Origin of the sequence: Cohnella sp. (genome assembly GCF_041641335.1) — a bacterium.
Taxonomy (GTDB): domain Bacteria; phylum Bacillota; class Bacilli; order Paenibacillales; family Paenibacillaceae; genus Cohnella.
This window is the reverse complement of record NZ_JBEPYQ010000066.1, coordinates 1-24,124: the sequence shown is the minus strand read 5'-3', so window position 1 is coordinate 24,124 and position 24,124 is coordinate 1. Positions and strand designations below refer to the sequence as shown.

Below are 24,124 nucleotides of genomic sequence, written 5' to 3'. Positions count from 1 at the left end.
GCTGCCGGAGGAGCGACGCTCGTTCCTGCCCGAAGCGCAGCTGCTCAGCGAGCTGGACCATCCCCATCTGCCGGACATCGTCGATTATTATCCGCCCGACGCGGACGGCGTCGCCTGCATCGTCATGGAATACGTCGCCGGGGATACGCTGGCCGAGCGCTTCGAACGATACGGACTGCGGCTGAGCTTTCCGTTCGTGCTCGACGTGCTGATCGACCTGGCGAACGTGCTGACCTATCTGCACGCGCAGGCTCCGGCCGTCGTCTTCCGTGACCTGAAGCCCGCCAACGTGCTGCTGGGCAGGGGGGAGAAGGCGATTCTCGTCGACTTCGGCATAGCCCGCCGCTATCGGGAAAACAAGACGAGCGACACGCTGCAGCTCGGAACGCCGGGATTCGCCGCGCCGGAGCAGCTGAGGGGCGAGCAGTCCGACGAACGCACCGATCTGTACGGCTTGGGGGCCTTGGCGTATTTTCTGCTGTCGGGCGGCCGCTTCGCCATGCGTCATCGCGGGACGATGGCGCAGGCGCTGCAGGAGGACGTGCCCGCCGACTTCGCGCTGCTGCTCGGCCGCATGCTGGCTACAGATGCCGCGGACAGACCGCGCTCCGCCGACGAGCTGCTCGAGGAACTGAACCGGATCAAGCTGGATCTTGTCGGCCTGGACGGCTTTCCCGCGCCGCATCTCACCGCGCAAGAGCGCTCCGACACGCGGGTCGTCGCGCTCGTCTCCGCCTACCCGGGGGCGGGGGCGACGTTCGCGGCGCTCGCTCTGTCCACGGCGCTCGGCAGCCGGGGCAAGGCGCATGCGCTGGTCGAATGTCCCGGCGGGGAGGCGGAGCTGTATGCTCTTCTTAACGGAGAGAGAAGGAAGCCGAGGAGCGCCGTATTCGTCCGCGCGGACGGGAAGCAACCGGCGGCGCCCGCCTGGCGCGAAGGGCCTGCGGCCTATTATCCGCTCTATCCAGGAGAGGAGTCTGCCGTCAACCGCGAGCCGGGCAAGGAGCTGGCGAAGTGGATCCGCAGGCTCGGCGTGCCGCTCGTGCTGCTGGACGTCTCCAGCCGGTGGGAACATCCCGCGACGTTGGATTTCGTGCTCCGCGCAGCCGATCTCGTCGTGCTCGTGGCCGATTGCTATCCGGCCAAATGGTCGCCGCGTAGGCAAGCGGCCTGCGCGGAATTGTACGGGCAAGCCGAACGCCGAACGATTCGCAGCGTATGGCTCGCGAACCGGGATCAGCCGTTTCGCGACCGCTCCGGCTGGCTGGCGCTGTTTCCAGAAGCTCCCGCGGCGCATTTGCCCGAGCTGCCTTCCTCCGTCATGCTGGACGCGCTGTGGAGGGGCGAGGGCTTTCCGCGGGACGAGCGGACGAGGCGGACGATGGAACGGGCGCTGCGCGCCCTGACGGCCACCCTCGAGGAGATCTGACGCTGGCCGCACAACTGACTCTCCCGGCGAAACCTGACGCTACGGAGGGTCCCTAACGGTTACTCTCGGCGAGACCTGACGCTGCCGCGGGTCCCTGACGGACTCTCTCGGCGAGACCTGACGCTGCCGCGAGTCCTGACGGCCACCCTAGGCGAGACTGAAGCCTCGTGTTTCCGACATCTTCGCTCTTGAAGCGCCGCGAGATCGACCGATTTTTCATCGCTTTGACAGTCGTGGTACAATAGAGTGGGATAAATACGAGGTGATGACGATGAAAAATGAAAATATATTGATTATCGAAGACGAAGATTCGATTGCGAGAATCCTGCAGCTGGAGCTGGAGCACGAAGGCTACGGCGTCGGAAGGGCCGCGGACGGGCGCAAGGGGCTGGAGATGGCCGTGTCCGGCGAGTGGGATCTGGTGCTGCTGGACGTCATGCTGCCCGAGCTGAACGGCATCGAAGTGCTGCGTCGGCTGCGGCAGAACGACGCGGCCGTTCCGGTCATTCTGCTGACGGCCAGGGACACGGTTCCCGACAAAGTAAGCGGCTTCGAGCACGGAGCGAACGACTACATCACAAAGCCGTTCGCGATGGAGGAACTGCTCGCCAGAGTGCGGAACCTGCTGCGCATTTTCAAGGCTTCGCGGGAAGGCGAGAGCGAGGACGTGCTCAAGATCGGCGACTTGACGATCGAGCTGCTGACGCGCAAGGTGTACCGGAAGGATCATTCGATCGACCTGACTCCGCGGGAGTTCGAGCTGCTGCTGTACTTGGCCCGCAACAAGAACGAGGAGAAGACGCGGGACGAAATATTGTCCGACGTATGGGGCTACGAGTATATCGGCGATACGAACGTCGTCGACGTCTACATCCGTTATTTGCGGCAGAAGATGGACAAGGGTTACCGCCATAAGCTGCTGCACACGGTGCGCGGAGTCGGCTACATGCTGAAGGAGCCGGATGCATGACTCTCAGATCCAGATTTACCTTATTCACGGTTTTCTGGTTGATTTTTATTTTGATTCTGTATAATATATTCGTCTATTTCTTCGTGATCCGGGTAACGACCCGGGGGGAGCTTCAGCTTCTCACGAACAAGGCGGACCTGGTCATTGAGTCCTTGCGCAAGCGAGGCATGCAGGGGCTCGATGAACCAAAGCTGCTGAGCGATCTGTACAATTACAACGAGATGATGAGAATCGTCGTCGGCGAACAGATCGTCAACAAGGTCGGAACGGACGAAGAGCTGCTCTCGATTCCTTCGCAATACCAGGTGTACAACTATTCGGACACGATGCAGATCAACGGGCAGCGCGTCCTCTTCTTGTCGAAACCGATTTTCGATCAGGGCCGGATGATCGGCACGCTGGAAGCCGCCCGCAGATTAACCGTGCTGGACAGCTACTTGCAGATTCTGGTCGGCGCCTTGACCGTTACGAGCATCGGCGCGGTGGTGTTCGCCATTTTCGGCACGTATTGGTTCACGTCCCGTCTGACCGGGCCGATCGGCCAGATGGTGCAGACGATGCGGGAGATCGATCGGAGCGGCAAGCTGTACCGCGTCAAGCTGAACGGGCGGGAGGAATCGGTCGAGCTGCAGCAGATGGTGAGGGCGTTCAATCAGATGATCGACCGGCTGGACCGGACGATCGAGAGCCAGAAGCATTTCGTGGCGGACGCGTCCCACGAGCTGAAGACGCCGCTTACGGTCATCTCCAGCTATGCCGACATGCTGAAGCGTTGGGGCAGGGACAACGCCGCGGTTCGGGACGAAGCGATCGAAGCGATCGCCAAGGAGACGGAACGTCTGCAGAACTTGATCCGCTCGATGCTGACGCTCGCCGAAGCGGAGCAGGACAACTGGCTGAACGTGTCGCGTTTCGACGTCGTCAGCGTCGTGCGGGAGCTGTCCGAGGTGTTGGGCAAAACGTTCCAGCGGAACATTCGCGTGCACTCGGACCACCACTTCGTCTACATGCGGGGGGATAAGGAGAAGATCCGGCAGCTGCTGCTCATTCTTATCGACAACGCGCTGAAATACAGTAAAGAGCCGATCGACGTGCGGATCCGCAACCAGAAGAGCGGCATCAAGCTGGAGGTGACCGATTACGGCCTCGGCATTCCGGAGAGCGAGATTCCGAATATGTTCCAGCGTTTCTACCGGGTGGACGAGGCTCGCCACCGTTCAACGGGGGGCAGCGGCCTCGGCCTGTCGATCGCCAAGAAAATCATCGACGTCCACGAGGGAAGCGTCGAAGTATACAGCAAGCCGAACAGCGGTACGACGATCTCGATCCAGCTTCCCCGCAAAATTTAAACGAAACAAAGGCAGCGCCTCGTCCGATTATGGACTGCGGCGCTGCCTTTGTTTATAGCCGGGGACTGCAACAAATTCCCAGCTGCTCAATTGCGTTTTGGTGCAACATTGCTTCTACGTCCTGCGTATATAGGGTAAATAGCGAGAGAGACTAGAGAACGCGGCGAGCTGTCACGTAAGTCTTCTTCCAATGGCTGGAGTTAAGGGACGAGTAGGTGACTCCCGGCTTGCCGTAAGTGTGCAGCATTTTGTTGTTCCCTACGTATACGCCGACGTGGCCGATTTTCTTGCCGGTGCGCGACGTGGTGAAGAAGACGAGATCTCCGCGCTTCAGATTGGCTTTCGCCACTTTGACTCCTTTTGTGGCTTGGGCGCTGGATACGCGCGGCAGCTTAACGCCGTATTTGCCGTAAATATATTGCGTGAAGCTCGAGCAGTCGAACGCGGACGTCGAGCCGGACGGCGCTCCGAACCGATATTTCACGCCGAGATATTTTTGTCCGAGGGATATGATTTTGTCCGCTTTCGTCGCGGCCGATGCCTGAGGGGCTTGTACGATCGCGAGTCCCGTGAAGCCGATGGCCGCGCACAGGCTGATGCCGATGACTTTGCGGACGAACGTTTGTTTTAAGCTCATGCCGATACCTCCCATGTATCCGAAAAATTCATAGCTCACGAGAATGAGTATAGCAGAGCCTGGTTTCCCTAAGGTTTTCCAAGGAGAGGGAAAAAACGGGCATAAGAACGGTTTGAATCGCATTCTTAGAAAAACATGAGAAATTTCTCATGTCTTGCTCAATTCTGCCTGTACTCCCCGAACCGTAAGCGCTAACCTGAAAATGGCTTGCTCCGAATTGCCGGATTCCTTTACTATAGGAAGTGGGCAAGGGAAGGGGCTGTCCCATATGATGGGCGTACAAGATTATCGATGAAAAAAGAAGGGCATCTATCTCCTGGAGACTGCCTCATACGGTCCTGAAATTACATTGCGACGGGTCTATCTATTCAAAATTACTTATGGGACAGCCCTGAGCTCCCAAGCCCGAAACGGCAGCAGGGGGTGAGAACGTGCTGAAACAGATGAAAGTGCCCGACGAACGCCGTATGCTGCCGCTGACGATCCGCAACTATGGAAGGGGGGACTTCGCGAGTCTGGTCGCCTTGCAGGCGAGGTGTTTTCCGCCGCCTTTTCCGTCCGAGCTGTGGTGGAACGAAGAGCAGCTGACCGAGCACGTAGTCCGTTTTCCCGAAGGGGCGCTGTGCGCGGAAACGGAAGGGAAGATTGTTGGTTCGATGACGGCTTTGCGGGTAACGGTTCCCCGCGACGGGCCGCACGACTGGGCTTCGATGACGGACGACGGCTACATACGCAATCACGAACCGGACGGAGACACGGTCTATGTCGTCGATCTCTGCGTCGATCCGCAATATCGTAAATTGGGGTTGGGCAAATGGCTGATGCAGTCGATGTACGAGACGGTCGTTCATCTGGGCTGCCGCAGGCTGCTCGGAGGAGGGCGCATGCCCGGTTACAAGGCCCATTCCGACAAGCTCGGGCCCGAAGAGTATGTTCGGAAGGTATGCGAAGGGGAACTGCACGATCCGGTCATCACGTTCATGCTGCGTTGCGGAAGGCTGCCGATCGGAGTCGCCGCCGAATACTTGGAAGACGAACCATCATTGAATTATGCGGCGTTAATGGAATGGCGAAATCCCTTTAAGACGGAGAGATGATATGGAATATATTCGCGTTCGTTCGATCGAGGATCCAAGATTTGCGGAGATGCACCGCCTGATGAGCACGATCTTCCCTCCGGAGGAAGTGCTCGCGTTCGAGTTGTGGCAAGAAGCGCTCGAAGATCCGGACATTCACGTTTATGTCGCGGTTCATAACGACGCCGTCGTCGGAGCGACGGAATATCGCTACTACCCGGAGATGCGGGTGGCGATGACCGATTTTACGATTATCGGGGCAATGGGGCTGGGCATCGGCCGCTTCCTGTACGTGGAGCGATCCCGCGACCTCGAAAGGCTGCAGCGTCTGAGCGGCACGGAGTCGATCGGCATGTTCGCCGAAATCTACCGTCCGCATGCCGTGTCCTCGCTGAAATTCGGCAACGTGCTTCCGATGCACCCGGCCGTAAGACGCGAGGTACTGTCCCATATCGGCTATAAGAAGCTGGATCTCTCGTATGTGCATCCGTCTTGGGATCACGAAGGCAAGGCGGTCGCAGAGCTCGACCTTGGCTTCTTCCCGGCCGACGAGACGCGCGGATCGCTGCCTGCCGAACTGATCGTCCGCTTCCTCCGGCAGTACTATTCGGCGCTGCCGAACAAGCCGAAGGAATGGGAAGAGATGATCCGCGAGCTGGAAGCTCGCGACGAGGTGCCGCTGCTCCCTCTATAGGTGGCGATCCGTCCCTTGTACTTGCCGGAATGCATGATCATCGCGCGAACGCGGACCGCTCCGAGCGTGGAGGACTGGAATCCGTCGCCGCGCAAGTAGGTTTTCCAATCCGCATGATGGTATCTGAAGATTGGGTAGCCCAGATTCAGGACGTCGGCGCCAATGTCCTTACCCGAGTCGTAGGTGGATCTTACGGTGCTCTCGATTTCCTGCTCCAGCATGCGCTTCATTTTCGGTTCGTCGAGATTTTGCGCAGGACGAAGGTGACGATGGGCTGGTCTCCATATTCGATCGTAAGCGGTATCCGGAGCTTTGTATGGTCCAGATACCGCTTTCTTTTAGCTTCTGCAGATTCAGCACGCCGATATAGTCGGTTCCATTGAAGAAATAGCCGACCGTCCATCGTCGGCAGGGAGATCGGCTTACCGCCCTCGAGCCAGTCATCGCGTTCGATCGCGAGCCTGGGGAGCATGGCGATTTTTCTTCTTTCGAACGTGTCGGACAGAAAACGATACAGGTAAACCGGTTGGATATCATATACGGAAATTAGGGGATGCGAAAATGCAAGTCACGTTTCTGGGAACGGGCGATTCGATGGGAACGCCGAGGGTATATTGCGACTGCGAGGTGTGCGGGGAAGCGAGGAGCGGCGGCCTGAACCGCCGTTATCGTTCGTCGATCCTGCTGGAGACGGAGGGCGAACTTCCGCTGCTGCTCGATTGCGGTCCGGATTGGAGAAGGCAGATGGAGGCGATCTGCCGACGCGGCATCGCGCAGGCGCTGATTACCCATGCCCATTTCGACCATATCGGCGGCTTGACGGAGTGGGCGGACGCTTGCAGATGGAGAGAAGAGAAGGGGAGGCTGTATGCGCCCGAGGAAGTGCTTCGGGAAATCGTCAGTCGTTTCCCTTGGATCGGAGGCCAATTGTCGATGCTGGCCAACGACGGGGGGATGGACTACGGGGAGTGGCGGATTACGCCCTGGAGGGTGAACCACGGCAAGAACGGCTATGCGTACGCTTACCGCTTCGAGAGCAAGAAGAACAGGCGAGCCTGGGCGTACTGCTCGGACTCGATCCATCTGGAGCCGGAGCAGAAGGCGCCTCTTCGCGGTCTGAGCCTGCTCGTTCTCGGAACCAGCTTCGTCGAAGAAAATTATCCGGTCGAAACCCGGTCGGTGTACGATATGAGAGAAGGAGTTGAGCTCGCGGCCGAGACGAAGCCGGGGCGCGTCCTCTTCACGCATCTGTCCCACGACGTCGACGTCCGCGCGGATTACGGACTGCCGGCCAACGTGTCGCTTGCGCTTACCGGGATGACCGTGTCCGTTTAATCCCGGCTGCGAATGACGAGCAGCAATCCGCTCGAAATGTCGACGGTGCCGATCTCCGCCTCCAGCACGTTGCTGATGCCGAGCGACCAGCCCAGCTTGAGGGCGGCGGCCTGCAGCGGATAGCGAAAGCCGCTCAGCGTGACTCCGGTCACTTCCAGGGACAGAGGCAGCAGCGAGACGTAGGGAAACCGCGAGTCGGCCTCCAGGAGAAGACGATCGGCGCAAAGCCGGATTTCGTTGTGCTCGTCGATGAGCGTCAGCGATGCTCCCCGCTCATGCGCCTGGCGAAGAAGGTGCACGTTGCCGAGGCCGTGATCGAACCGCGTGCCCAGCGCGCCGACGGCGACGATCCGCTTGAAGCCGCGGTCCAGCGCTTCGCGAAGGGCGAGCTCGGTATCGGTCCAATCTTTGTCGAAGGCGTCGCAGGCCAGCAGCAGCTTGGCCTCGCGGGAGATAAGCCGCTTTTCGTCTTCGGTAACGGAATCGAAGTCCCCAAGCGCGAGATCGGGCTTGAGTCCGTGGCGGACAAGAAACTCGGCGCCGCGGTCGGCGCCGATCAGATAATCGCCCGGAGCGGGCAATTCCAGCGCCCAGCCGCCGAGGCGGCCGCCGGCGAATATAATAGCTCGTTCGGTATCGGAACGGGACATGAGCAAGTTCCTCCAGCAATGATGGTTTCGACATTATTCATTCATTTTAGCATAGACCGTTGCGGAACTGCAGACCTACCCGCTACAATGGGTAACGAAGCGCCCGACGGCTCGGGCGCGCATTGAAGCGGGGTTAGCGGAGGAGAGTTAAAGTTGGAACTGGACGATGTGTTTCAAATTTTCAGCTTGATCGGAACGATCGCGTTCGCGGTCAGCGGCGCGATCGTCGCAATGGAGGAAGAGTACGACATTCTGGGCGTGTTCGTGCTCGGCCTCGTCACCGCGTTCGGAGGAGGGGTCATCCGGAACTTGCTGATCGGCGTTCCGGTGACGACGCTGTGGAGCCAGGGGCTGTTCCTCAAGACGGCCGGCATCTCGATTCTGATCGTGTTCTTGCTGCCGATCTCCTGGATTCATCACTGGAAGCGCAGCGAAGCTTTCTTCGACGCGATCGGCTTGTCGGCTTTCGCGATTCAGGGGGCGCTGTACGCGGTCAAGGCGAACCTGCCGATCAGCGCGGTCATGGTTGCCGGCATGCTGACGGGAATCGGAGGCGGGATGGTGCGGGACATTATGGCCGGCAGGAAGCCGCTCGTGCTTCGCGACGAGATCTATGCGGTATGGGCGCTGGCCGCGGGCTTCGTCATCGGCGCATCGAAGCTGCAGGCCCCGTGGTTCCTGTTCGTCTTGTTCCTGCTCGTCGTCGCGTTCCGAATGCTGTCCGTACATTATAAATGGAAGCTGCCGCGCCGTTCGCTGCGCGCAGCGTCGGGAGGTCCGTCATGAGTTATTCCGTGCTGTTCGTATGTCTGGGCAATATTTGCCGTTCTCCGATGGCGGAGGCGGTCATGCGCCATCGGATCGACAAGGAGGGGTTGAACGGGGAAGTGACGGTCGATTCGGCCGGCACCGGCGACTGGCATATCGGCCGTCCGCCCCATGAAGGGACGCGGGATTTGCTCGACCGCTACCGCATTTCTTACGAGGGAATGAAAGCCCGCCAGATCTCCGTCCAGGACGGCGGCGACTTCGATCTGATCGTGGCGATGGATACGAAGAACGAGCAGGATATTCGGGCGAGGCTCGGAGTTTCGCCCCGCGCCGAAATTATCCGCTTCTTGTCCCTGCTCCCGGAGAGAGGGATGGACGATGTGCCCGATCCGTACTACACGGGCAACTTCGACGAAGTGTACGAGATGGTGAACGAAGGCTGCGAGAAGCTCCTGGCGCGCATACGCGACAAGCTCCCGCAGCGCTGAGTCAACCGAGCGGACGAGGCTCCGGTCCGAGGAACGCGGACAGAGCCTCGGGCAGCTCGCGCTGCCAGAACCCCCATTTGTGCTCCCCGTCTTTTTCCGAGTAGAGGACTCGGGCTCCTTTTTCCTTCAACAATTTCTCCGCATGGCGATTCAACTCGACGAAATCGAACGTTCCGCGATCCGTGGCGAATTCCGTCTCCTGCAGCCCGACGATCATCCAAACGCTGAGTCGCTCCAAAGAGGGAGCGCTGCGAATTTGCTCCATATAGACGTCATAGAATGCGCCCGAGAGCGACAGAATCTTGCTGAACAGTTCGGGATAGGCGAGCGCGAGAGACACCGACACGGCGCCTCCGAGGGAATCTCCGGCAAGCAGCCGCTGCTCGGGCACATCCCGCACGGGGTACTGGGATTCTACCCACGGAATGAGTTCCTCCGCGAAAAAACGGGTATAAGCCATGTAGCGTTCCCCGTCCGGTGCATATTCCGAGGTGCGGACTTTGACGTTCACGTCGACTCCTACGACGATGAACGGGTCCCAGTCCTCTTCCAGAATCAGTCTTTGGGCATGGGTCGCGATCCGGCCGAAGTTGAAAAATTCTTCTCCGTCCTGACAATAGACGACAGGATAGCTCATCCAGGGCTGATAGCCGGGGGGCAGATAGACCCGGATCGAACGGCTGCCTTCCGGCAGCAATCGGCTGAGTACGTCATGCTTGTGAATCGTTCTCTTGAACAAAGGGTTGTCGCTCATCGGGAAGCCTCCTTGGCAGGTATGGGATTAAGCGGGCATGGGTAAACCAATTGAGGGTATGATCAGCAAATTGTACTACCTTGTATTACAAGATTAATTATCCTGTTATATAAACATGAATAGGAGAAAAGCTTTATAAAATAAGGTTTTTACGAGTTTTTCTTTGACCAATTCACTTAAACAGGGATATAATAATTCTATAACAGAAAGCCCTCTTCCACAATCAAAGATGAGGTGAACCCAATGAGCAAAGTATCCACGGAAGCTCCGGAGGTCAAATCCGGCGTTCAACCGCACGTAGTCAAGTCGGAAGATGTCAAGCCGCTTCAGGTATTGTCTCTGGAAGGCGAAGTCATTAATCCGGAGTACATGCCGCAACTGTCCGACGATCAATTAAAAGAAGTCATGTATCGCATGGTGTTTACGCGCACGTGGGACGATCGCGCCGTCAACCTGGGCCGTCAAGGGCGCCTGGGCTTCTACGCTCCGGTATCCGGACAGGAAGCGACGATGGTCGGCAGCGAATACGCGCTTACGAAGGAAGATTTCGTCTGCCCGGGCTACCGCGACATGCCGCAGCTCGTATGGCACGGATTGCCTCTCTATCAAGCGTTCCTGTATTCCCGCGGCCACCAGCACGGCGGCCAAATTCCGGAAGGCGTAAACGTTCTGATGCCGCAGATCATTATCGGCGCTCAGATTCTGCACGCGACGGGAATCGGGATGGGCTTCAAGCTGAAGGGCGAGAAACGCGTCGCGATTACGTACACCGGCGACGGCGGCTCCTCCGAAGGCGATTTCTACGAAGGTTTGAACTTCGCCGGCTCCTTTAAGCTGCCGGTTATCTATTTCGTGCAAAACAACGGCTATGCGATCACGACTCCGTACGCGAAGCAGACGGGCGCGCAATCGATCGCGCACAAAGCGCTGGCCGCCGGCATCCGCGGCGTTCAAGTCGACGGAATGGACGTGCTGGCCGTCATCTCCGCCGTGCAAGAGGCAGCTGAAATCGGTCGCAACGGAGGAGGCGCGACGCTGATCGAAGGCCTGACTTACCGTTTCCGTCCTCACTCGATGGCGGACGATGCGACGAAGTACCGCACGAAGGAAGAAGAGCAGGAATGGAACGAGAAGGACCCGATCGTCCGCTTCGGCAAGTTTCTGGCCAAGAAAGGACTGTGGACGGAAGAAGACACGGCCCGCGTGAAGGAAGAAGCGAAAGCCGCCGTGAACGAGCATATCAAGAAGGCGGAGCAAACCGAGAAAATGACGGTAGCCGGCCTGATCGACTCGATGTTCGAACAAACTCCGCCGCATCTCGAAGAGCAGAAGGCGGATTTCCAATAAATCATCGCAACTACTTTGAACGGCCTCAGCCGGCCGTTAACTTAATGACGGGGGAGTAAACAGCATGGCGCAAATGACAATGATTGACGCGATCCGCGACGCGATGCGGGTAGAGCTCGCGCGCGATCCGAGCGTGCTTGTTTTCGGGGAAGACGTCGGCCACGTCGGCGGCGTATTCCGCGCGACGGAAGGGCTGCAGAAGGAATTCGGCGAACAGCGCGTATTCGATACTCCGCTGGCCGAGTCCGCGATCGGCGGACTCGCGGTCGGTCTCGGAATACAAGGCTTCCGTCCGATTGCGGAAATTCAATTCGTAGGCTTCATCTATGAGGCGCTGGACCAGATGTTCGTTCAAGCCGCGCGCATGCGTTACCGCTCGGGCGGACGCTACCACTCGCCGATCGTCTTCCGCACGCCGTTCGGCGGCGGCGTCAAAGCGGCCGAGCTGCACACGGATTCGCTCGAAGGCCTCGCGATCCAGACTCCGGGCATCAAGGTCATCGTGCCTTCCAACCCATACGATGCGAAGGGCCTGCTCATCTCGGCGATTCGCGACAACGATCCGGTCTTTTTCATGGAGCATCTTAACTTGTACCGCGCGTTCCGCGCCGAAGTGCCGGAAGGCGAATATACGGTGCCGATCGGCAAAGCGAACATCGTTCGCGAGGGTAAAGACATTACGATCATCGCTTACGGCTTGATGGTTCACACGGCAGTCAAGGCCGCGGAAGAGCTGGAGAAGAGCGGCGTATCCGCGGAAGTCATCGACCTGCGCACGCTGCTGCCGCTCGACATCGACACGATCGTCGCTTCGATCCAGAAGACGAACCGCGCCATCGTCGTTCAGGAAGCTCAGAAAACTTCCGGAGCGGCGGCGGAAATTGTCGCCCAAATCAACGAAAAAGCGATTTTGCACCTGGAAGCTCCGGTGCTTCGCGTCGCGGGACCGGATACGGTATATCCGTTCGCGCAGATCGAAGACGTGTGGCTGCCGACTCCGGCGCGCATCGTGAAAACCGCCAATCAAGTGCTGCAGTTCTAATCGGAGACGAGGAGGGTTCCAGGTGACGAGATTCGAATATCGGTTCCCGGAACTCGGCGAAGGGATGCACGAAGGCGAAATCGTCAAAGTGCTCATCGCGCCGGGACAGACGGTAACGGACGAAGATATTATTATGGAAGTTCAGAACGACAAAGCGGTCGTGGAAGTGCCGTGTCCGGTTAACGGCAAAGTGCTCGAAGTGCTGGCCAAAGACGGACAAGTCATGCATATCGGCGAGCTTGTCGCCGTCATCGAAGCGGAAGGCGACGTTCCGGAGCAAGCTCCAGCGGCGGACAGCGACGCCCAGCCGGCCGGCGACAACAGCGCGACCGGCGGCGCGGATACGAAGGGTCAGCCTGCGCAGCAGCCGGCAACGGAAGCCGCTCCCGCGGCTGCTGCCCAGCCTGCGTCGAACGCGCTCGTGCTGGCGACGCCTAGCGTGCGCAAGCTGGCTCGCGAGAAGGGCGTAGCGATCGCCGAAGTATCGGGAAGCGGCAAGAACGGCCGCATTACCCGCGACGACGTGCTTGCTTACGCTTCCGGCGGCGCTCCGAAAGCGGCAGCTGCCGTACCTGCTGCGGAAGCTCCCGCGGCTGCTGCGGCTCCGAAAGCGGCCGCCGCCGTCAGCGGACCGGGCGTCGAAGAGCGCGTACCGTTCAAGGGCATCCGCAAGGCGATCGCCAATGCGATGGTCAAGTCGGTTTATACGGCTCCTCACGTGACGCTGATGGACGAGATCGACGTATCCGCTCTCGTGGCTCTTCGCGCCAAAGCGAAGCCGGTAGCGGAGAAGAAGGGTGTCAAGCTGACATATTTGCCGTTTATTGTCAAGGCGCTCGTCGCCGCATGCCGCGAGTTCCCGGCCTTGAACGCGATGATCGACGAAGAGGCTAACGAGATCGTGTACAAGAAGTACTACAACGTCGGCATTGCCACCGACACGGACAACGGCTTGCTCGTGCCCGTCGTCGCGGAAGCCGATCGGAAGAACATTTGGACGATCGCGAACGAAATCCGCGATCTGGCTACGCGCGGCCGGGATGGCAAGCTTGCCCCGAACGAGATGAAGGGCGGCACGATTTCGATCACGAATATCGGCTCCGTAGGCGGCATGTTCTTCACGCCGGTCATCAACTTCCCGGAAGTCGCCATATTGGGCGCGGGCCGCATTTCGGAGAAAGCCGTCGTCAAGAACGGCGAGATCGTCGCCGCTCCGGTCATGGCTCTGTCGCTCAGCTTCGATCACCGTATCGTCGACGGCGCAACGGCGCAAAGTTTCCTAAACTACATTAAGCAGTTGCTCAACGATCCGGAACTGCTTGTCATGGAGGTGTAATTCATGGTCGTAGGAGATGCTTCCCTAGACATTGATTTGCTCGTTATCGGTGCGGGCCCCGGCGGATACGTCGCGGCTATCCGCGCCGCTCAATTGGGACAGAAGGTCATCATCGCAGACAAAGGCAAGTTCGGCGGCGTCTGCTTGAACGTCGGCTGTATCCCGTCCAAGGCGCTGATCAACTCGGCGCACCACTACGAAGCGATGCAGCATGCGGCGGACTACGGTCTGTCTGCAGATAACATCAACGTCGACTTCGGCAAAGTGCAAGATTACAAAAACTCCGTCGTCAACAAAATGACGAGCGGCGTGGAAATGCTGCTGAAGGCGAACAAGGTGCAAATGTTCCAAGGCGAGGTTATGTTCATCAACGAGAACGAAGCCCGTCTGTTCAACGATCAGGAAGCGCCGCGCTACCGTTTCAAAAACTGCATCATCGCGACGGGCTCCCGCCCGATCGAGCTGAAGCCGTTCCCGTTCGGCGGACGCATTCTGTCTTCGACAGAAGCGCTGTCCCTGCCTGAGCTGCCGAAGAGCCTTGTCGTTATCGGCGGCGGCTACATCGGCATCGAGCTCGGCCAGATGTACGCGAAGTTCGGCACGAAGGTGACCGTGCTCGAGGGCGCGGACACGATTCTTCCGGGCTTCGACAAGGACATGAGCCAGCTGGTTGTCAAGAAGCTGAAGAAGTCCGGCGTCGAGATCGTCAACGGCGCGCTGGCCAAAGGCGCGGAGCAATCCGACAAGGACGTCACGGTGACGTACGAAGTCGGCGGAGAGCAGAAGACGGTAACGGCCGACTACTTGCTCGTGACCGTAGGACGCCGTCCTAACACGGACGGAGAGCTCGGGCTCGATCTGATCGGCGTGAAGGTCGGCGAGCGCGGCCTGATCGAAGTCGACGACCAATGCCGCACGAGCATCCCGCACATCTATGCGATCGGCGACATCGTGCCGGGCGCGGCGCTGGCGCACAAAGCTTCCTACGAAGCGAAAGTGGCCGCGGAAGCGATCGCGGGCTTGCCTTCGAAGGTCGACTACAAGTGCATTCCGGCCGTCGCGTTCTCCGACCCCGAATGCGCAAGCGTCGGCTATACGGAGAAGGAAGCAAAGGAGAAGGGACACAACGCGAAATCCAGCAAGTTCCCGTTCGGCGGCAACGGCCGCGCGGTGACGCTGGGCGGAGCGGACGGCTTCATGAAGCTCGTTCACGATGCGGATACGGGTCTGGTGCTCGGCGCGCAAATCGCGGGCGTCGAAGCTTCCAACATGATCGCAGAGCTCGGGCTTGCGATCGAGATGGGCGCGACAATCGAGGATATCGCGCTTACGATCCACGCTCACCCGACGTTAGGCGAAATTACGATGGATACGGCGGAGCTGGCTATGGGTCACCCGATCCATACGCTTGCGCCTAAATCTTAAGGAAGAGCAATTTCAATAAGAGCAGCAAGGCTGTCCCCTTCCCGGGGATAGTCTTGCTGCTCTTTATTAGTGTTCAGCGTCCGGAGGACGCCGAAGGCGTTTTTGCCTGGTTGCGAAAATTCGCGGTCACAAAATCCATGCCCAGCGAATGCTGATATTCGCTGACCTCATGTCCCGAGAACGGATAGTCGATCAATTGTTTGGGAGCGTCAAGCCGATTATAGACCGCATAGATCGTTTCGGGTGGACAAATCGTGTCTTTCCAGCCGACAGAGATCATGACGGGGATAGAGATGCGATGAACCAGATTGAGCAAATCGACATGGACCAACGTTTGGCGGACGGCCGGAAGACGATCGGGATATCGCTTTAAATAAGCGGCTATTTCGCTCAGAGAGCCTGTGGAATGCATGAGTCCGTATTCGAGATGGCACATATTCGGGATATCTGCGACGCAGACTCCTAGCTGTGGATGCAAAGCCGCAGCCAGCAGAGCCAGACCGCCGCCTTGGCTGCCGCCAACCGCCGCCAGACGCGACATGTCGATCTCCGGCTGTGCCGCCGCAGCGTCGACGGCTCGCACGGCGTCCAGGGCGATCGCCTTATAGTAGCTTCCGTCAATATGGCGGATGCCTTGCGTAACCCAGCCTTTTACCCAGCCCTCGCTAAGGGAAAGGCAGCTGCCCGTTTGGCCGGCTTGTCCTCGGGCGTCAACGGCCAGAACGGAGAAGCCGCGAAGCAGCCAAGCGGCATAACGGTCGGGCAGTCCGCGATCCCCCATGTAGCCTTGATACACAATAACACACGGTAACGGATTCACGTCCAGTTCCCGACGAGGAAGCAGCAGCCAGCAGTGGACGAGCGTCTCGTCGAACCCTTGAAAGGTTAATTTGTCGACACGAACGGTCGAATACGGCGAATTCTGAGTTTCTCTTAACACCAGCAAAGGAACGTGGGCCTGCTTCCGCAGAACGCTGTTCCAATATTCGTCAATTTGTTGGTTCGATATTGTTCTTTCCGGATTTTGCTGCATAAGCTCATGCTTGCGTGCTTCGAAAGATCCCACCTTGTGTCTTTTCCTCCTTCTACCTAAGTTATGAGGATGGTCATCCTTTAACCGCGCCGATCGTAAGACCTTTGACAAAGTACTTCTGCACGAATGGGTAGACGAAGACGATTGGTCCGATTCCGACAATGGCCATCGCCATGCGGACGGTTTCCGTAGGGATTTTGGCAAGCTCTTGCCCGGCGATATTGGCATCCACCATGCCGGAGGTCAAATACTGAATTTGATTAATGACCTTGTACATCAAATATTGCAGGCTGACCAGATCGTTGTTGCTGATGAACACCATGCTGTTGAACCAATCGTTCCAATAGTTCAACGTTTGAAACAAGCCAATCGTGGCCATGACCGGGAGCGACAGCGGCAAAATGATCCGTGCATAGATGCGAAATTCGCCGGCGCCGTCGATCTTCGCAGATTCGACAAGCGAGTCGGGGATGGTGTTCGTAAAGAAAATTCGCATAATGATGATGTTAAATGGAACGATCAGCAACGGAATAATTAGAGCTGCAAGCGTGTTTTTAAGTCCTGCTGCAGAATAAGTGAGATACCACGGCACAAGACCGCCGTTGAACAGCATGGTGAAAAAAACGAAAAAGGAAATGGGATTCCGAAACGGCATGTCGCGACGCGATATCGGATATGCAAACAGGGAGGTCAGCAACAGACTGATAAAGGTTCCGAGGAGGGTGACGACAATGGACACGGTGTAGCCGCGAACAATTTTGGCGTAATCCTTAAACAGAAATTCATAGGCATACCATGAAAACTGCTCCGGAATAATACGGTAGCCGCTGCGGATAATAGCGTTCTCATCCGTCAGCGACACCGAAACGACAATCAGAACCGGGAACAGGCAGGCCAGCGTGGCGATTACAAATAGAAGGTTTAACAGCAGATTCGAACTCCAGGAAATGCGATTGATCATGAATGCGATCTCTCCTCAGAATAATGCGTTTTCTTTGCTGATCTTGCGTACGGTATAGTTGGTCAGATAGACGATGACTAGCCCGATCATCGCTTGGTAAAAACCGGCTGCTGCGGACATGCCGACGTTGCCGTTAAGCAGGAAGGATCGGTATACAAAGGTGTCGATAACGTTGGTTGTCGGATATAGCGGCCCGCTGTTCAGCGGAACCTGATAAAACAAACCGAAGTCGGCGTTGAAGATGCGCCCGATTTGGAGAATAATCATAATAATGATAACCGGCATCATAAGCGGAATGGTAATTTTCATAATTTGCTGCCGCTTGGATGCGCCGTCTATGAGAGCGGCCTCGTAATACTCCGGGTCAATGGCGACAATCGAGGCTAGATAAACGATCATCGTATATCCAACGCCCTTCCACAGATTGACGATGGGCAAAATATAGATCCAATGCGCGGGCTCGCTGTACCAGGAAATGGGGGAGAGGCCGAGCGGCTCCAAAATGGATTTATTGATAAAGCCCGTTCCTCCGCCGAGAAAGGCGTAAGCCAGATAACTGACCGCGACAAAGGAAAGGAAGTAAGGGAAAAGCAGACTGCTCTGATAAAACTTTGCCAGCCGGCGATTCCGCAGCTCGTTAAGTGCAATGGCCAGCACAATGGCTGCGAATGTATTAATGATAATAAAAGCTCCGTTGTACAGAACGGTATTGCGCGTAGCGATCCAGGCTTCCTCGGTCTGGAACAGAAACTTGAAGTTGTTGAAGCCGGCCCAGGGACTTCCGTATATACCGCCGTCAAAGGTATAGGTTTTGAAGGCGACGATGACGCCCGCCATCGGAATATAATTGTTGAAGATCAGGACGCCGGTTGCCGGCAGCAGCATAAGAAACAGGACGCGATATTTGATTGTTCGCTTGTATTGACGTTGTACGGCGCTCATGATGGACATCGTATGCTCTCCTTTTCTATAAAAGGACCGGGTCCCTGATCTGCATGGAACCCGGTCCGCTTGCGGTAGTGGCGACGCCTGCTATCGATTCAGGAATTCGTTGACCTGCTTTTGCTTTTCTTCAAGAATTTTGTTCATACCGGCTTTCCTCATTTTATCGTTGAATTCCTCCAGCAGCTTTGCGGGATCGCCGACACCGGTAAACAGGGCGTCGATATACTGATCGAATAAATTGCTGATCGCGGCCTCTTCGTTCGTAACCGGCTCGGGATTGTAGCTGAACCCGAGCAATACCGAAGGTGTCGCGCTTTCATTGAATTCACGGAACTTCTCCCATTTGAGCGGATCTTCATTGTCCCACAAGTAATTCAGGAATTGATTGCCGAACATCCAGTTGATGCCCGGTACATAACCGCTTTCTTCAAGTCCGTCCGGCTTGCTGATTATATTGCCGTTGCGAACGAAATGCGTGCCCTCGACGCCGAACACGAGCGTGTTCAAAATTTCGGTATCCGTATGGAGTAAATTGAGCAGCATCATGGCGCGTTCAGGATTTTTTGATGTGCGGGAAATGGCGGTCAGAGCGCCTGTAATGTCTCCGCTCGTCGTATAGGCATCCGTAAGCTCCAATTGTACAAACTCATGGCCTTGCTGGACGCTAAACTCGACATCCTTGCCCGGCTTCAGCTGCAGCTGTTGAGCGAACACGCGGCCGCTCTTGTTGTGAGCCGTTGCGTCTTTTTGCGTAGCGGGATCATCCTGGAAGAAACCTTTTAAATTCCAGTCGCGGAGCATCGTGAGCAGCTCAAGCGTTTCGGGAGATTCGAATTTGTTGAATACCGCTGGTTCTCCGCCTCTGTAGATGGAGCCAGGAATTGCGCTGCTTCCGACAGCCTCGAACGGTTGAAGTCCAGAGAGAGTGCGGCTGGCCCACAGCGGAACGACATCGGGCTCATTGTCCTTGATCGTTTGGAGCCAAGGCTCAATATCCTCCAGCTTGTTGATGGCGCTCAAATCGAATTGATACTTTTCAACAAGAGGTTTACTCAGAACCAGTCCGAATTGCTGCGCAAGCTCCTTCTGGACGGGCACCGCATAGATTTTACCGTCAACCGAGGTCGCATTGAAATATTCAGAGCGCATGCCTTTCTTCAGCTCGACCGCATATTCGTCGATCAAATCGTTGAGAGGCAGGAAAGCGCCCTTGGCCACATTGCTGCCGAAGCGATCCCAGCTTGCCGAAAACATCAGGTCGAACGGTTCTCCGCCTGAAACCATCAGGTTAATTTTCTGTGTCCAATCTCCCCAGCTTACGGCGTTGATTTTGACTGTAGCGTTGATCTTGTCTTTCAGCAGCGCATTCAGCCGCGTTTCGACCAGAGCCGCATCCTTTTGTTCGTCGCCTGGGTAGTAGATACTCAGTTCAACCGGAGGAAGTGGCGTCGGCGTTGCCTCTGCGGTTGCTTCCGGTGTGTTGCCGGAGGGCGGATTGCTGGCAGCCGGCGTGTTGCCGTTGCCCTTGCCGGAACAACCGGTAAGGATAAGCGCCGCGCCGACCGCCAGCGCCAGCAGATTGGTAAAGCGTTTCTTCATTTTCATTCCCGTTCATACCCCCGTTAGCTGTAATTGTTGTTCGCTTTCATTATAGAGACCGCTTTCAAGAGGCTGAATAAAATAATCTACAGCAATCTTTAAAATTCTATTTGATTTCGTTAATAGGCCGGAGAGGATCGAATTCGGGATAGATATAATGCTCCATATTGATAAGGCCGCGATAGATGGCATTTTCGAGCGAACGATTGTATTGCCCGGACAAGCTGTCCAGTGCTTCCTCGGGGGCTGTGACGCCCAGCAGGATGTCCCGGTAAGCGCTCATGCGAAGCGAATCGCTTAGATTCGCGAACATATCGACAGAGCGATTCTCTAAAATGAACTTGGGCTCTTGAGGGTAAGGAGATTCCTGGCCGACTGGCTGAAAGGCGCTTAACGCACGATCCGTTCCGGCGTTCGTGACGGACATTCGCCGAACGGGAATCGACAGACCTTCCCGGAATAGCTGATCCTGGAAAGCTTCGGCATGCAGCGTCTTCCAGAGATCGACCGCCTCCGTCCTGTATTCGGTATGGTTATGGACGGCAAGCGGGGCTTGCAGCGTGAGCATCAGGGCGCCGTTGTCTTTCGCAGCTTCGCTATAGACAGGAGGCAGGGCGACGCCAAGCGAGGAATGGTCCTCCATGCTTTGTGTCAACGCAAAAAAGTCGCGGCTCGTCATGTACATCATGCCGATATAACCTTCCGCAAATTGCGTCAGAGCTGTATCCATGGAAAGCGAGGTTTCGCCGGGAAACACGCCCCCCTCTTGCTTCATTTCGAGAATGGCTTCGAACCAGGGCAGATAGACGGAGAAATCGTATACGCCGTCCTCATAGCGGTAGTAGTAATGGCCGCTGCGAGTGCTGCCGGCCTCCAGTGCTTGATGGAGCGTCTCGTTCTCTCCGGCGGGAAGGGCAAAGCCATAGATGCGATAACCCTGACCGGCCTGCGAGATTCGGATCGCATAGTCGCGCAGCTCCGACAAGGTTTCGGGCGGAGCCTCCGGATTGAGTCCGGCATGCCGAAACAGTTCTTTATTATAGACGAGCCGAAGCGTGGTCAGCTCCGAAGGAATCGCATAGAAGCGGCTGTTCGTTCGCGTGTAGTCGACCGCCCATCCGGGATATTCGGCAAGCAGGTCCGGCTCCACCCAATCCGAAAGATCAAGCAGCCAATTTTTATACAGGTAGGTTGCGATCCACCTGGTCGAAGCGTGGAACAGATCCGGTCCCTCGCCGGAGGTCATCATCATATGGAGCAGTTCTTCATATCGATCCGATGGCAGTCGGACGATTTCGACCTTGACGTCCGGATGCGTTCGCTCGTATTCGCCGATCATGCTTCGCAGCGTATTGGAATGAGCATTCTCCTGCACGGTTATCGTCAGCTTTTTCGCGACGGGTTCAGACGACTCCAAGCCAGAATCGAACGAGGCTCGATTACCGCTTGCACAGCCCGCGATCGTCAAAATGACGAACGATACGAAGAGGCCTTTCAGAATATTATGACAATAATGGGTTTTCATACGGACAGGGCTCCTTTATAATGTGAGCAAGTTTAGCGCTCATCTTGAAGTGGGGTTGATAAACGTGTTACGCAAAATTGCGCCTTATCTGCTTTTCTATAACGTCAGCCTGAAATTTCGGCTCTTGCTTTATTTTTTATTTTTGGTCATATTGCCGACCTCGGTCATTTCCGTCACGATCTACAACGAATCGATCCGTACAATTAAGGACAATATTGAGGCCACGCTTCAGAAAAACCTGGTTTCGGCGGAGAGAGCGCTGCTGAACAAATTCGAAGAAATGGAGCAAATCGCGGGTTCCATTTATCTAAATCCCGATATGACGGAGCTGCTGTCCGCCGATCGCCCGCTTGAACAGGTCGGTATTGTGAATGAGCTTGCCAGTCTAAACAAGCTTGTGGGCAGCTACGATTTGCCGGGAGATCAGAGCCGAGAGTTTACATTGCGTCTGTACATGCTCGATCGTCCCGAATATGCGCAATACAATTTTTCGCAATACGTGTCGCCCATCAGTCAAGTGGAGCGTGAGGACTGGTATTACGACTTGCCGCCCAAGCAGAAATATTCGATCGTCGCGCTTTCCCCGGGCGAAATACCAGGAATGACGGAGCATAGCATCGTGCTTGCCAAGCGGCTGTTCGGCCTGCGCAATGCGACGATACCCTACGTCGGTCTGCTGACCGTGCAGGCCAATATAGACGAGTTCACTACCATAATTGCCGAGATGAAGCCCTCTGTCAACAGCGTGATCGCCATTGTCGACGACCGTTACAGGGTAGTGGCCGCCTCCGATGCCGCAATGGCAAACGGCGATATTGTCGGCATTGGCCCTCCCTTTTTTGCGGAACAACAATTACACCTTGATGCTGGCCCGAGGGAGGCAGTGCTGAACGGAGAGGAGTGGCTCGCATCCGCCCGGTCCATCGATTCGCTTGGCTGGACTATTCTATCTCTGTCTCCCGTCAGCGATTTGAATGGCAAGCTGGTCGCGTTTCGACAAGTGATGTACATCGTGCTTGCCGCTTGCATGGTGGTCGCGTTTCTGATCGCGCTGTGGCTGTCGGGAAATATTACGAGTCCAATTCGCAAATTCATCAAAGTGATGGCGTATGCCAGAAGCGGCAATTTCGATATCCAGATCCAATATCATCGCAAGGACGAATTTACGTATCTGTTCAGCCAATACAATCAGATGATCCGCCGCATAAAGGAACTGATCGACGAGCTGTACGTCTCCGAAGTACGCAAGAAAGAAGCGGAGCTAAAGGCGCTGCAGGCGCAAATCAATCCCCACTTTTTGTACAATACGCTCGATTCAATCAACTGGATTGCTTTAAGACATAAGGTGCCGGATATTAGTAAAATGGTGACGGCGCTGTCGGATTTTTTTCGCTACAGCCTGAGCAAGGGGCAGGATATTATTCCGATTGAGGATGAGTTGCGGCAGGTCGAAAGCTACTTATCCATTCAGCAGATCAGATTCAAGGAGAAGCTGACCTTTACGATCGAGGTTGAGCCGGAGGTTTACGGTTATGCAGCTGTCAAGCTGACCCTGCAGCCGATTGTGGAAAACAGTCTGGTGCATGGCATAGAAAAGAAACGGGGCGTCGGTCATGTCTATATTCACGCACGTCGGTCGGGAGAGTGGGTTGAAATCGAAATCAGAGACAACGGAGTCGGCGCGCCTGCGGAACAGTTGAATGCGATGCTGCGCGGGGACAACGGTCGTTCCTACGGTCTGAGCAACGTCAATCAGCGCATCCGTCAAGTGTTCGGCGACGATTCGGGAATCGAGTTCCGCAAGTCTGAAGGCAAAGAAGGCGTAACGGTCATTGTCCGGTTTCTGTGCCGGAACACAGGAGGAGTCACGCACAATGAAGCTTAAAATGATTATTGCTGACGACGAATACAATGTGCGCGAAGGTTTAAAGGATGTCGTGGAGTGGGATAAGCTGGGCATTGAGGTTGCGGCCACAGCGGCCGATGGCCCTGAATTGCTGGATCTGTGCACAAGGCTGCAGCCCGACATCGTAGTGACCGACATTCGCATGCCGGAGCTGGACGGCCTGCAGGCGGCTGATTATTTGCGAAGCTCGGGCAGTTCGGTCCGCATTGTCATTATTAGCGGGGTGCAGGACTTCCATTACGCCAAGACCGCCTTGAATTTAAAGGCAGATGGCTATATTTTGAAGCCGATCAAGGTGGACGAGCTGGAAACGGTGATGCTGGAGGTGGTGGAATCCGTACGGCGGGAGCGTTCGAGGGAAGAAAGGGAGCAGCGGCTGAAGCAGCAGTTGCAGGATAATTTGCCGGCTCTGCGAGAACGTTTCCTGGCCGGTTTGGCATCGGGCATGTTTCGGGGCGAGGAGGAGCTCGAGAGCAAGCTCCGGTTTTTTGGGCTGAGCGATTATGCCGAAGGAAGCGTAATTGCCGCGGCACTGACAATCGACGACTACGAGGAAGCGGTAGAGCGTTTCAGCGAGGAAAACAGGCAATTGATCATGTTTTCGGTCAGCAACATTCTGGAGGAAATCGCGCAGCGTCATCGTTCGGTCATCGTATTCAGTCCGCATGAAAATCAATTTGTCGCGTTGTTCTTCCATCAGGAGGGCCTGGCAGTCCGGCATATGGACATCCTTCAAGAGATGCTGGACAGCACCTCAACCTACTTGAAAATGTCGCTGTCCGCAGGGGTCGGCAACACCGTCGATCGCGTTGTCGATGTAAGATACTCCTGTCTGGAGGCGAAGCTGGCGCT

The 24,124-nt window shown here is 56.5% G+C and carries 23 protein-coding genes; 14 read left to right on the top strand and 9 right to left on the bottom strand.

Annotation, left to right across the window (positions count from 1 at the left end; translation table 11 throughout):
• The 3 genes from ACESLM_RS20155 to ACESLM_RS20145 form a co-directional block, all read left to right on the top strand.
• Positions 1 to 1,429, top strand: a 1,429-nt coding sequence (locus tag ACESLM_RS20155; protein ID WP_372633454.1) for a serine/threonine protein kinase, incomplete at its 5' end; no start/stop codon positions are given.
• 271 nt (positions 1,430 to 1,700) lie between these two features.
• Complete coding sequence (locus ACESLM_RS20150; RefSeq protein ID WP_094042557.1) at positions 1,701 to 2,399, top strand: response regulator transcription factor; 699 nt, start codon at positions 1,701 to 1,703, stop codon at positions 2,397 to 2,399.
• Positions 2,396 to 3,748 carry a sensor histidine kinase gene (locus ACESLM_RS20145; protein ID WP_372633451.1) on the top strand — a complete coding sequence of 451 codons (1,353 nt, stop codon included), beginning with the start codon at positions 2,396 to 2,398 and terminating at the stop codon, positions 3,746 to 3,748. Before ACESLM_RS20150 ends, ACESLM_RS20145 begins: the two co-directional genes overlap by 4 nt.
• Positions 3,749 to 3,899: 151 nt before the next feature.
• Here the strand turns inward: ACESLM_RS20145 and ACESLM_RS20140 are convergent, their stop codons facing one another.
• On the bottom strand, positions 3,900 to 4,385 hold the full coding sequence (locus tag ACESLM_RS20140; protein WP_372633449.1) for a C40 family peptidase: 486 nt from the start codon (positions 4,383 to 4,385) through the stop codon (positions 3,900 to 3,902).
• A gap of 443 nt (positions 4,386 to 4,828) precedes the next feature.
• Here ACESLM_RS20140 and ACESLM_RS20135 point away from each other — a divergent pair, with 443 nt between their 5' ends.
• Together ACESLM_RS20135 and ACESLM_RS20130 are read left to right on the top strand one after the other, a co-directional pair.
• Positions 4,829 to 5,482, top strand: coding sequence for a GNAT family N-acetyltransferase (locus ACESLM_RS20135; RefSeq protein ID WP_372633483.1), 654 nt, complete (start codon positions 4,829 to 4,831; stop codon positions 5,480 to 5,482).
• A gap of 1 nt (position 5,483) precedes the next feature.
• The gene (locus ACESLM_RS20130) at positions 5,484 to 6,155 is read left to right on the top strand and encodes a GNAT family N-acetyltransferase (protein ID WP_372633446.1); all 672 of its coding nucleotides are present in this window, start codon (positions 5,484 to 5,486) and stop codon (positions 6,153 to 6,155) included.
• Here ACESLM_RS20130 and ACESLM_RS20125 read toward each other — a convergent pair.
• Positions 6,065 to 6,385: a hypothetical protein gene (locus ACESLM_RS20125; RefSeq protein WP_372633443.1), complete on the bottom strand. Its 321-nt coding sequence runs from the start codon at positions 6,383 to 6,385 to the stop codon at positions 6,065 to 6,067. The two genes, ACESLM_RS20130 and ACESLM_RS20125, sit on opposite strands and share 91 nt — an antisense overlap.
• A 331-nt stretch (positions 6,386 to 6,716) precedes the next feature.
• Between ACESLM_RS20125 and ACESLM_RS20120 the strand changes: the two genes are divergently transcribed.
• Complete coding sequence (locus ACESLM_RS20120) at positions 6,717 to 7,490, top strand: MBL fold metallo-hydrolase (protein ID WP_372633441.1); 774 nt, start codon at positions 6,717 to 6,719, stop codon at positions 7,488 to 7,490.
• On the opposite strand, the gene ACESLM_RS20115 is transcribed toward ACESLM_RS20120, so the two are convergent.
• On the bottom strand, positions 7,487 to 8,140 hold the full coding sequence (locus tag ACESLM_RS20115) for a thiamine diphosphokinase (RefSeq protein ID WP_372633439.1): 654 nt from the start codon (positions 8,138 to 8,140) through the stop codon (positions 7,487 to 7,489). The two genes, ACESLM_RS20120 and ACESLM_RS20115, sit on opposite strands and share 4 nt — an antisense overlap.
• Before the next feature lie 153 nt (positions 8,141 to 8,293).
• Here ACESLM_RS20115 and ACESLM_RS20110 point away from each other — a divergent pair, with 153 nt between their 5' ends.
• Positions 8,294 to 8,926, top strand: a complete 633-nt coding sequence (locus ACESLM_RS20110) for a trimeric intracellular cation channel family protein (RefSeq protein ID WP_372633437.1) — start codon at positions 8,294 to 8,296, stop codon at positions 8,924 to 8,926.
• The gene (locus tag ACESLM_RS20105; protein ID WP_372633435.1) at positions 8,923 to 9,399 is read left to right on the top strand and encodes a low molecular weight protein-tyrosine-phosphatase; all 477 of its coding nucleotides are present in this window, start codon (positions 8,923 to 8,925) and stop codon (positions 9,397 to 9,399) included. Before ACESLM_RS20110 ends, ACESLM_RS20105 begins: the two co-directional genes overlap by 4 nt.
• Position 9,400: 1 nt before the next feature.
• Here ACESLM_RS20105 and ACESLM_RS20100 read toward each other — a convergent pair whose 3' ends face one another.
• Positions 9,401 to 10,153 carry an alpha/beta hydrolase gene (locus ACESLM_RS20100; RefSeq protein WP_372633432.1) on the bottom strand — a complete coding sequence of 251 codons (753 nt, stop codon included), beginning with the start codon at positions 10,151 to 10,153 and terminating at the stop codon, positions 9,401 to 9,403.
• A 243-nt stretch (positions 10,154 to 10,396) separates the two neighbouring features.
• Here ACESLM_RS20100 and pdhA point away from each other — a divergent pair, with 243 nt between their 5' ends.
• The 4 genes from pdhA to lpdA all read left to right on the top strand — a co-directional run bounded on the left by pdhA (position 10,397) and on the right by lpdA (position 15,303).
• The gene (gene pdhA, locus ACESLM_RS20095; protein WP_372633430.1) at positions 10,397 to 11,500 is read left to right on the top strand and encodes a pyruvate dehydrogenase (acetyl-transferring) E1 component subunit alpha; all 1,104 of its coding nucleotides are present in this window, start codon (positions 10,397 to 10,399) and stop codon (positions 11,498 to 11,500) included.
• A 64-nt stretch (positions 11,501 to 11,564) separates the two neighbouring features.
• On the top strand, positions 11,565 to 12,542 hold the full coding sequence (locus ACESLM_RS20090; protein ID WP_372633427.1) for an alpha-ketoacid dehydrogenase subunit beta: 978 nt from the start codon (positions 11,565 to 11,567) through the stop codon (positions 12,540 to 12,542).
• 22 nt (positions 12,543 to 12,564) lie between these two features.
• The gene (locus ACESLM_RS20085) at positions 12,565 to 13,878 is read left to right on the top strand and encodes a dihydrolipoamide acetyltransferase family protein (protein ID WP_372633424.1); all 1,314 of its coding nucleotides are present in this window, start codon (positions 12,565 to 12,567) and stop codon (positions 13,876 to 13,878) included.
• 3 nt (positions 13,879 to 13,881) lie between these two features.
• Positions 13,882 to 15,303: a dihydrolipoyl dehydrogenase gene (gene lpdA / locus ACESLM_RS20080; RefSeq protein ID WP_372633422.1), complete on the top strand. Its 1,422-nt coding sequence runs from the start codon at positions 13,882 to 13,884 to the stop codon at positions 15,301 to 15,303.
• Positions 15,304 to 15,376: 73 nt separating this feature from the next.
• Here lpdA and ACESLM_RS20075 read toward each other — a convergent pair whose 3' ends face one another.
• From ACESLM_RS20075 to ACESLM_RS20055, 5 genes are all read right to left on the bottom strand, one after another.
• A complete protein-coding gene (locus tag ACESLM_RS20075) occupies positions 15,377 to 16,369 on the bottom strand; it encodes an acetylxylan esterase (RefSeq protein WP_372633419.1) in 993 nt (330 codons plus the stop codon).
• A gap of 40 nt (positions 16,370 to 16,409) precedes the next feature.
• Positions 16,410 to 17,297 (bottom strand): carbohydrate ABC transporter permease, encoded by an 888-nt coding sequence (locus ACESLM_RS20070; RefSeq protein WP_372633417.1) that lies wholly within the window; start codon positions 17,295 to 17,297, stop codon positions 16,410 to 16,412.
• 15 nt (positions 17,298 to 17,312) lie between these two features.
• Positions 17,313 to 18,248 carry an ABC transporter permease gene (locus tag ACESLM_RS20065; protein ID WP_372633414.1) on the bottom strand — a complete coding sequence of 312 codons (936 nt, stop codon included), beginning with the start codon at positions 18,246 to 18,248 and terminating at the stop codon, positions 17,313 to 17,315.
• A gap of 81 nt (positions 18,249 to 18,329) precedes the next feature.
• Entirely contained in the window at positions 18,330 to 19,847 is a 1,518-nt protein-coding gene (locus ACESLM_RS20060) for an ABC transporter substrate-binding protein (RefSeq protein WP_372633411.1), read from the bottom strand.
• A 100-nt stretch (positions 19,848 to 19,947) separates the two neighbouring features.
• Entirely contained in the window at positions 19,948 to 21,366 is a 1,419-nt protein-coding gene (locus ACESLM_RS20055; protein WP_372633408.1) for an ABC transporter substrate-binding protein, read from the bottom strand.
• Between the two features lie 64 nt (positions 21,367 to 21,430).
• Here ACESLM_RS20055 and ACESLM_RS20050 point away from each other — a divergent pair, with 64 nt between their 5' ends.
• Both ACESLM_RS20050 and ACESLM_RS20045 read left to right on the top strand, forming a co-directional pair.
• Positions 21,431 to 23,251, top strand: coding sequence for a cache domain-containing sensor histidine kinase (locus ACESLM_RS20050; protein WP_372633405.1), 1,821 nt, complete (start codon positions 21,431 to 21,433; stop codon positions 23,249 to 23,251).
• On the top strand, positions 23,241 to 24,124 hold an 884-nt coding region (locus ACESLM_RS20045), incomplete at its 3' end, for a response regulator (protein WP_372633402.1). The genes ACESLM_RS20050 and ACESLM_RS20045, both read left to right, overlap by 11 nt.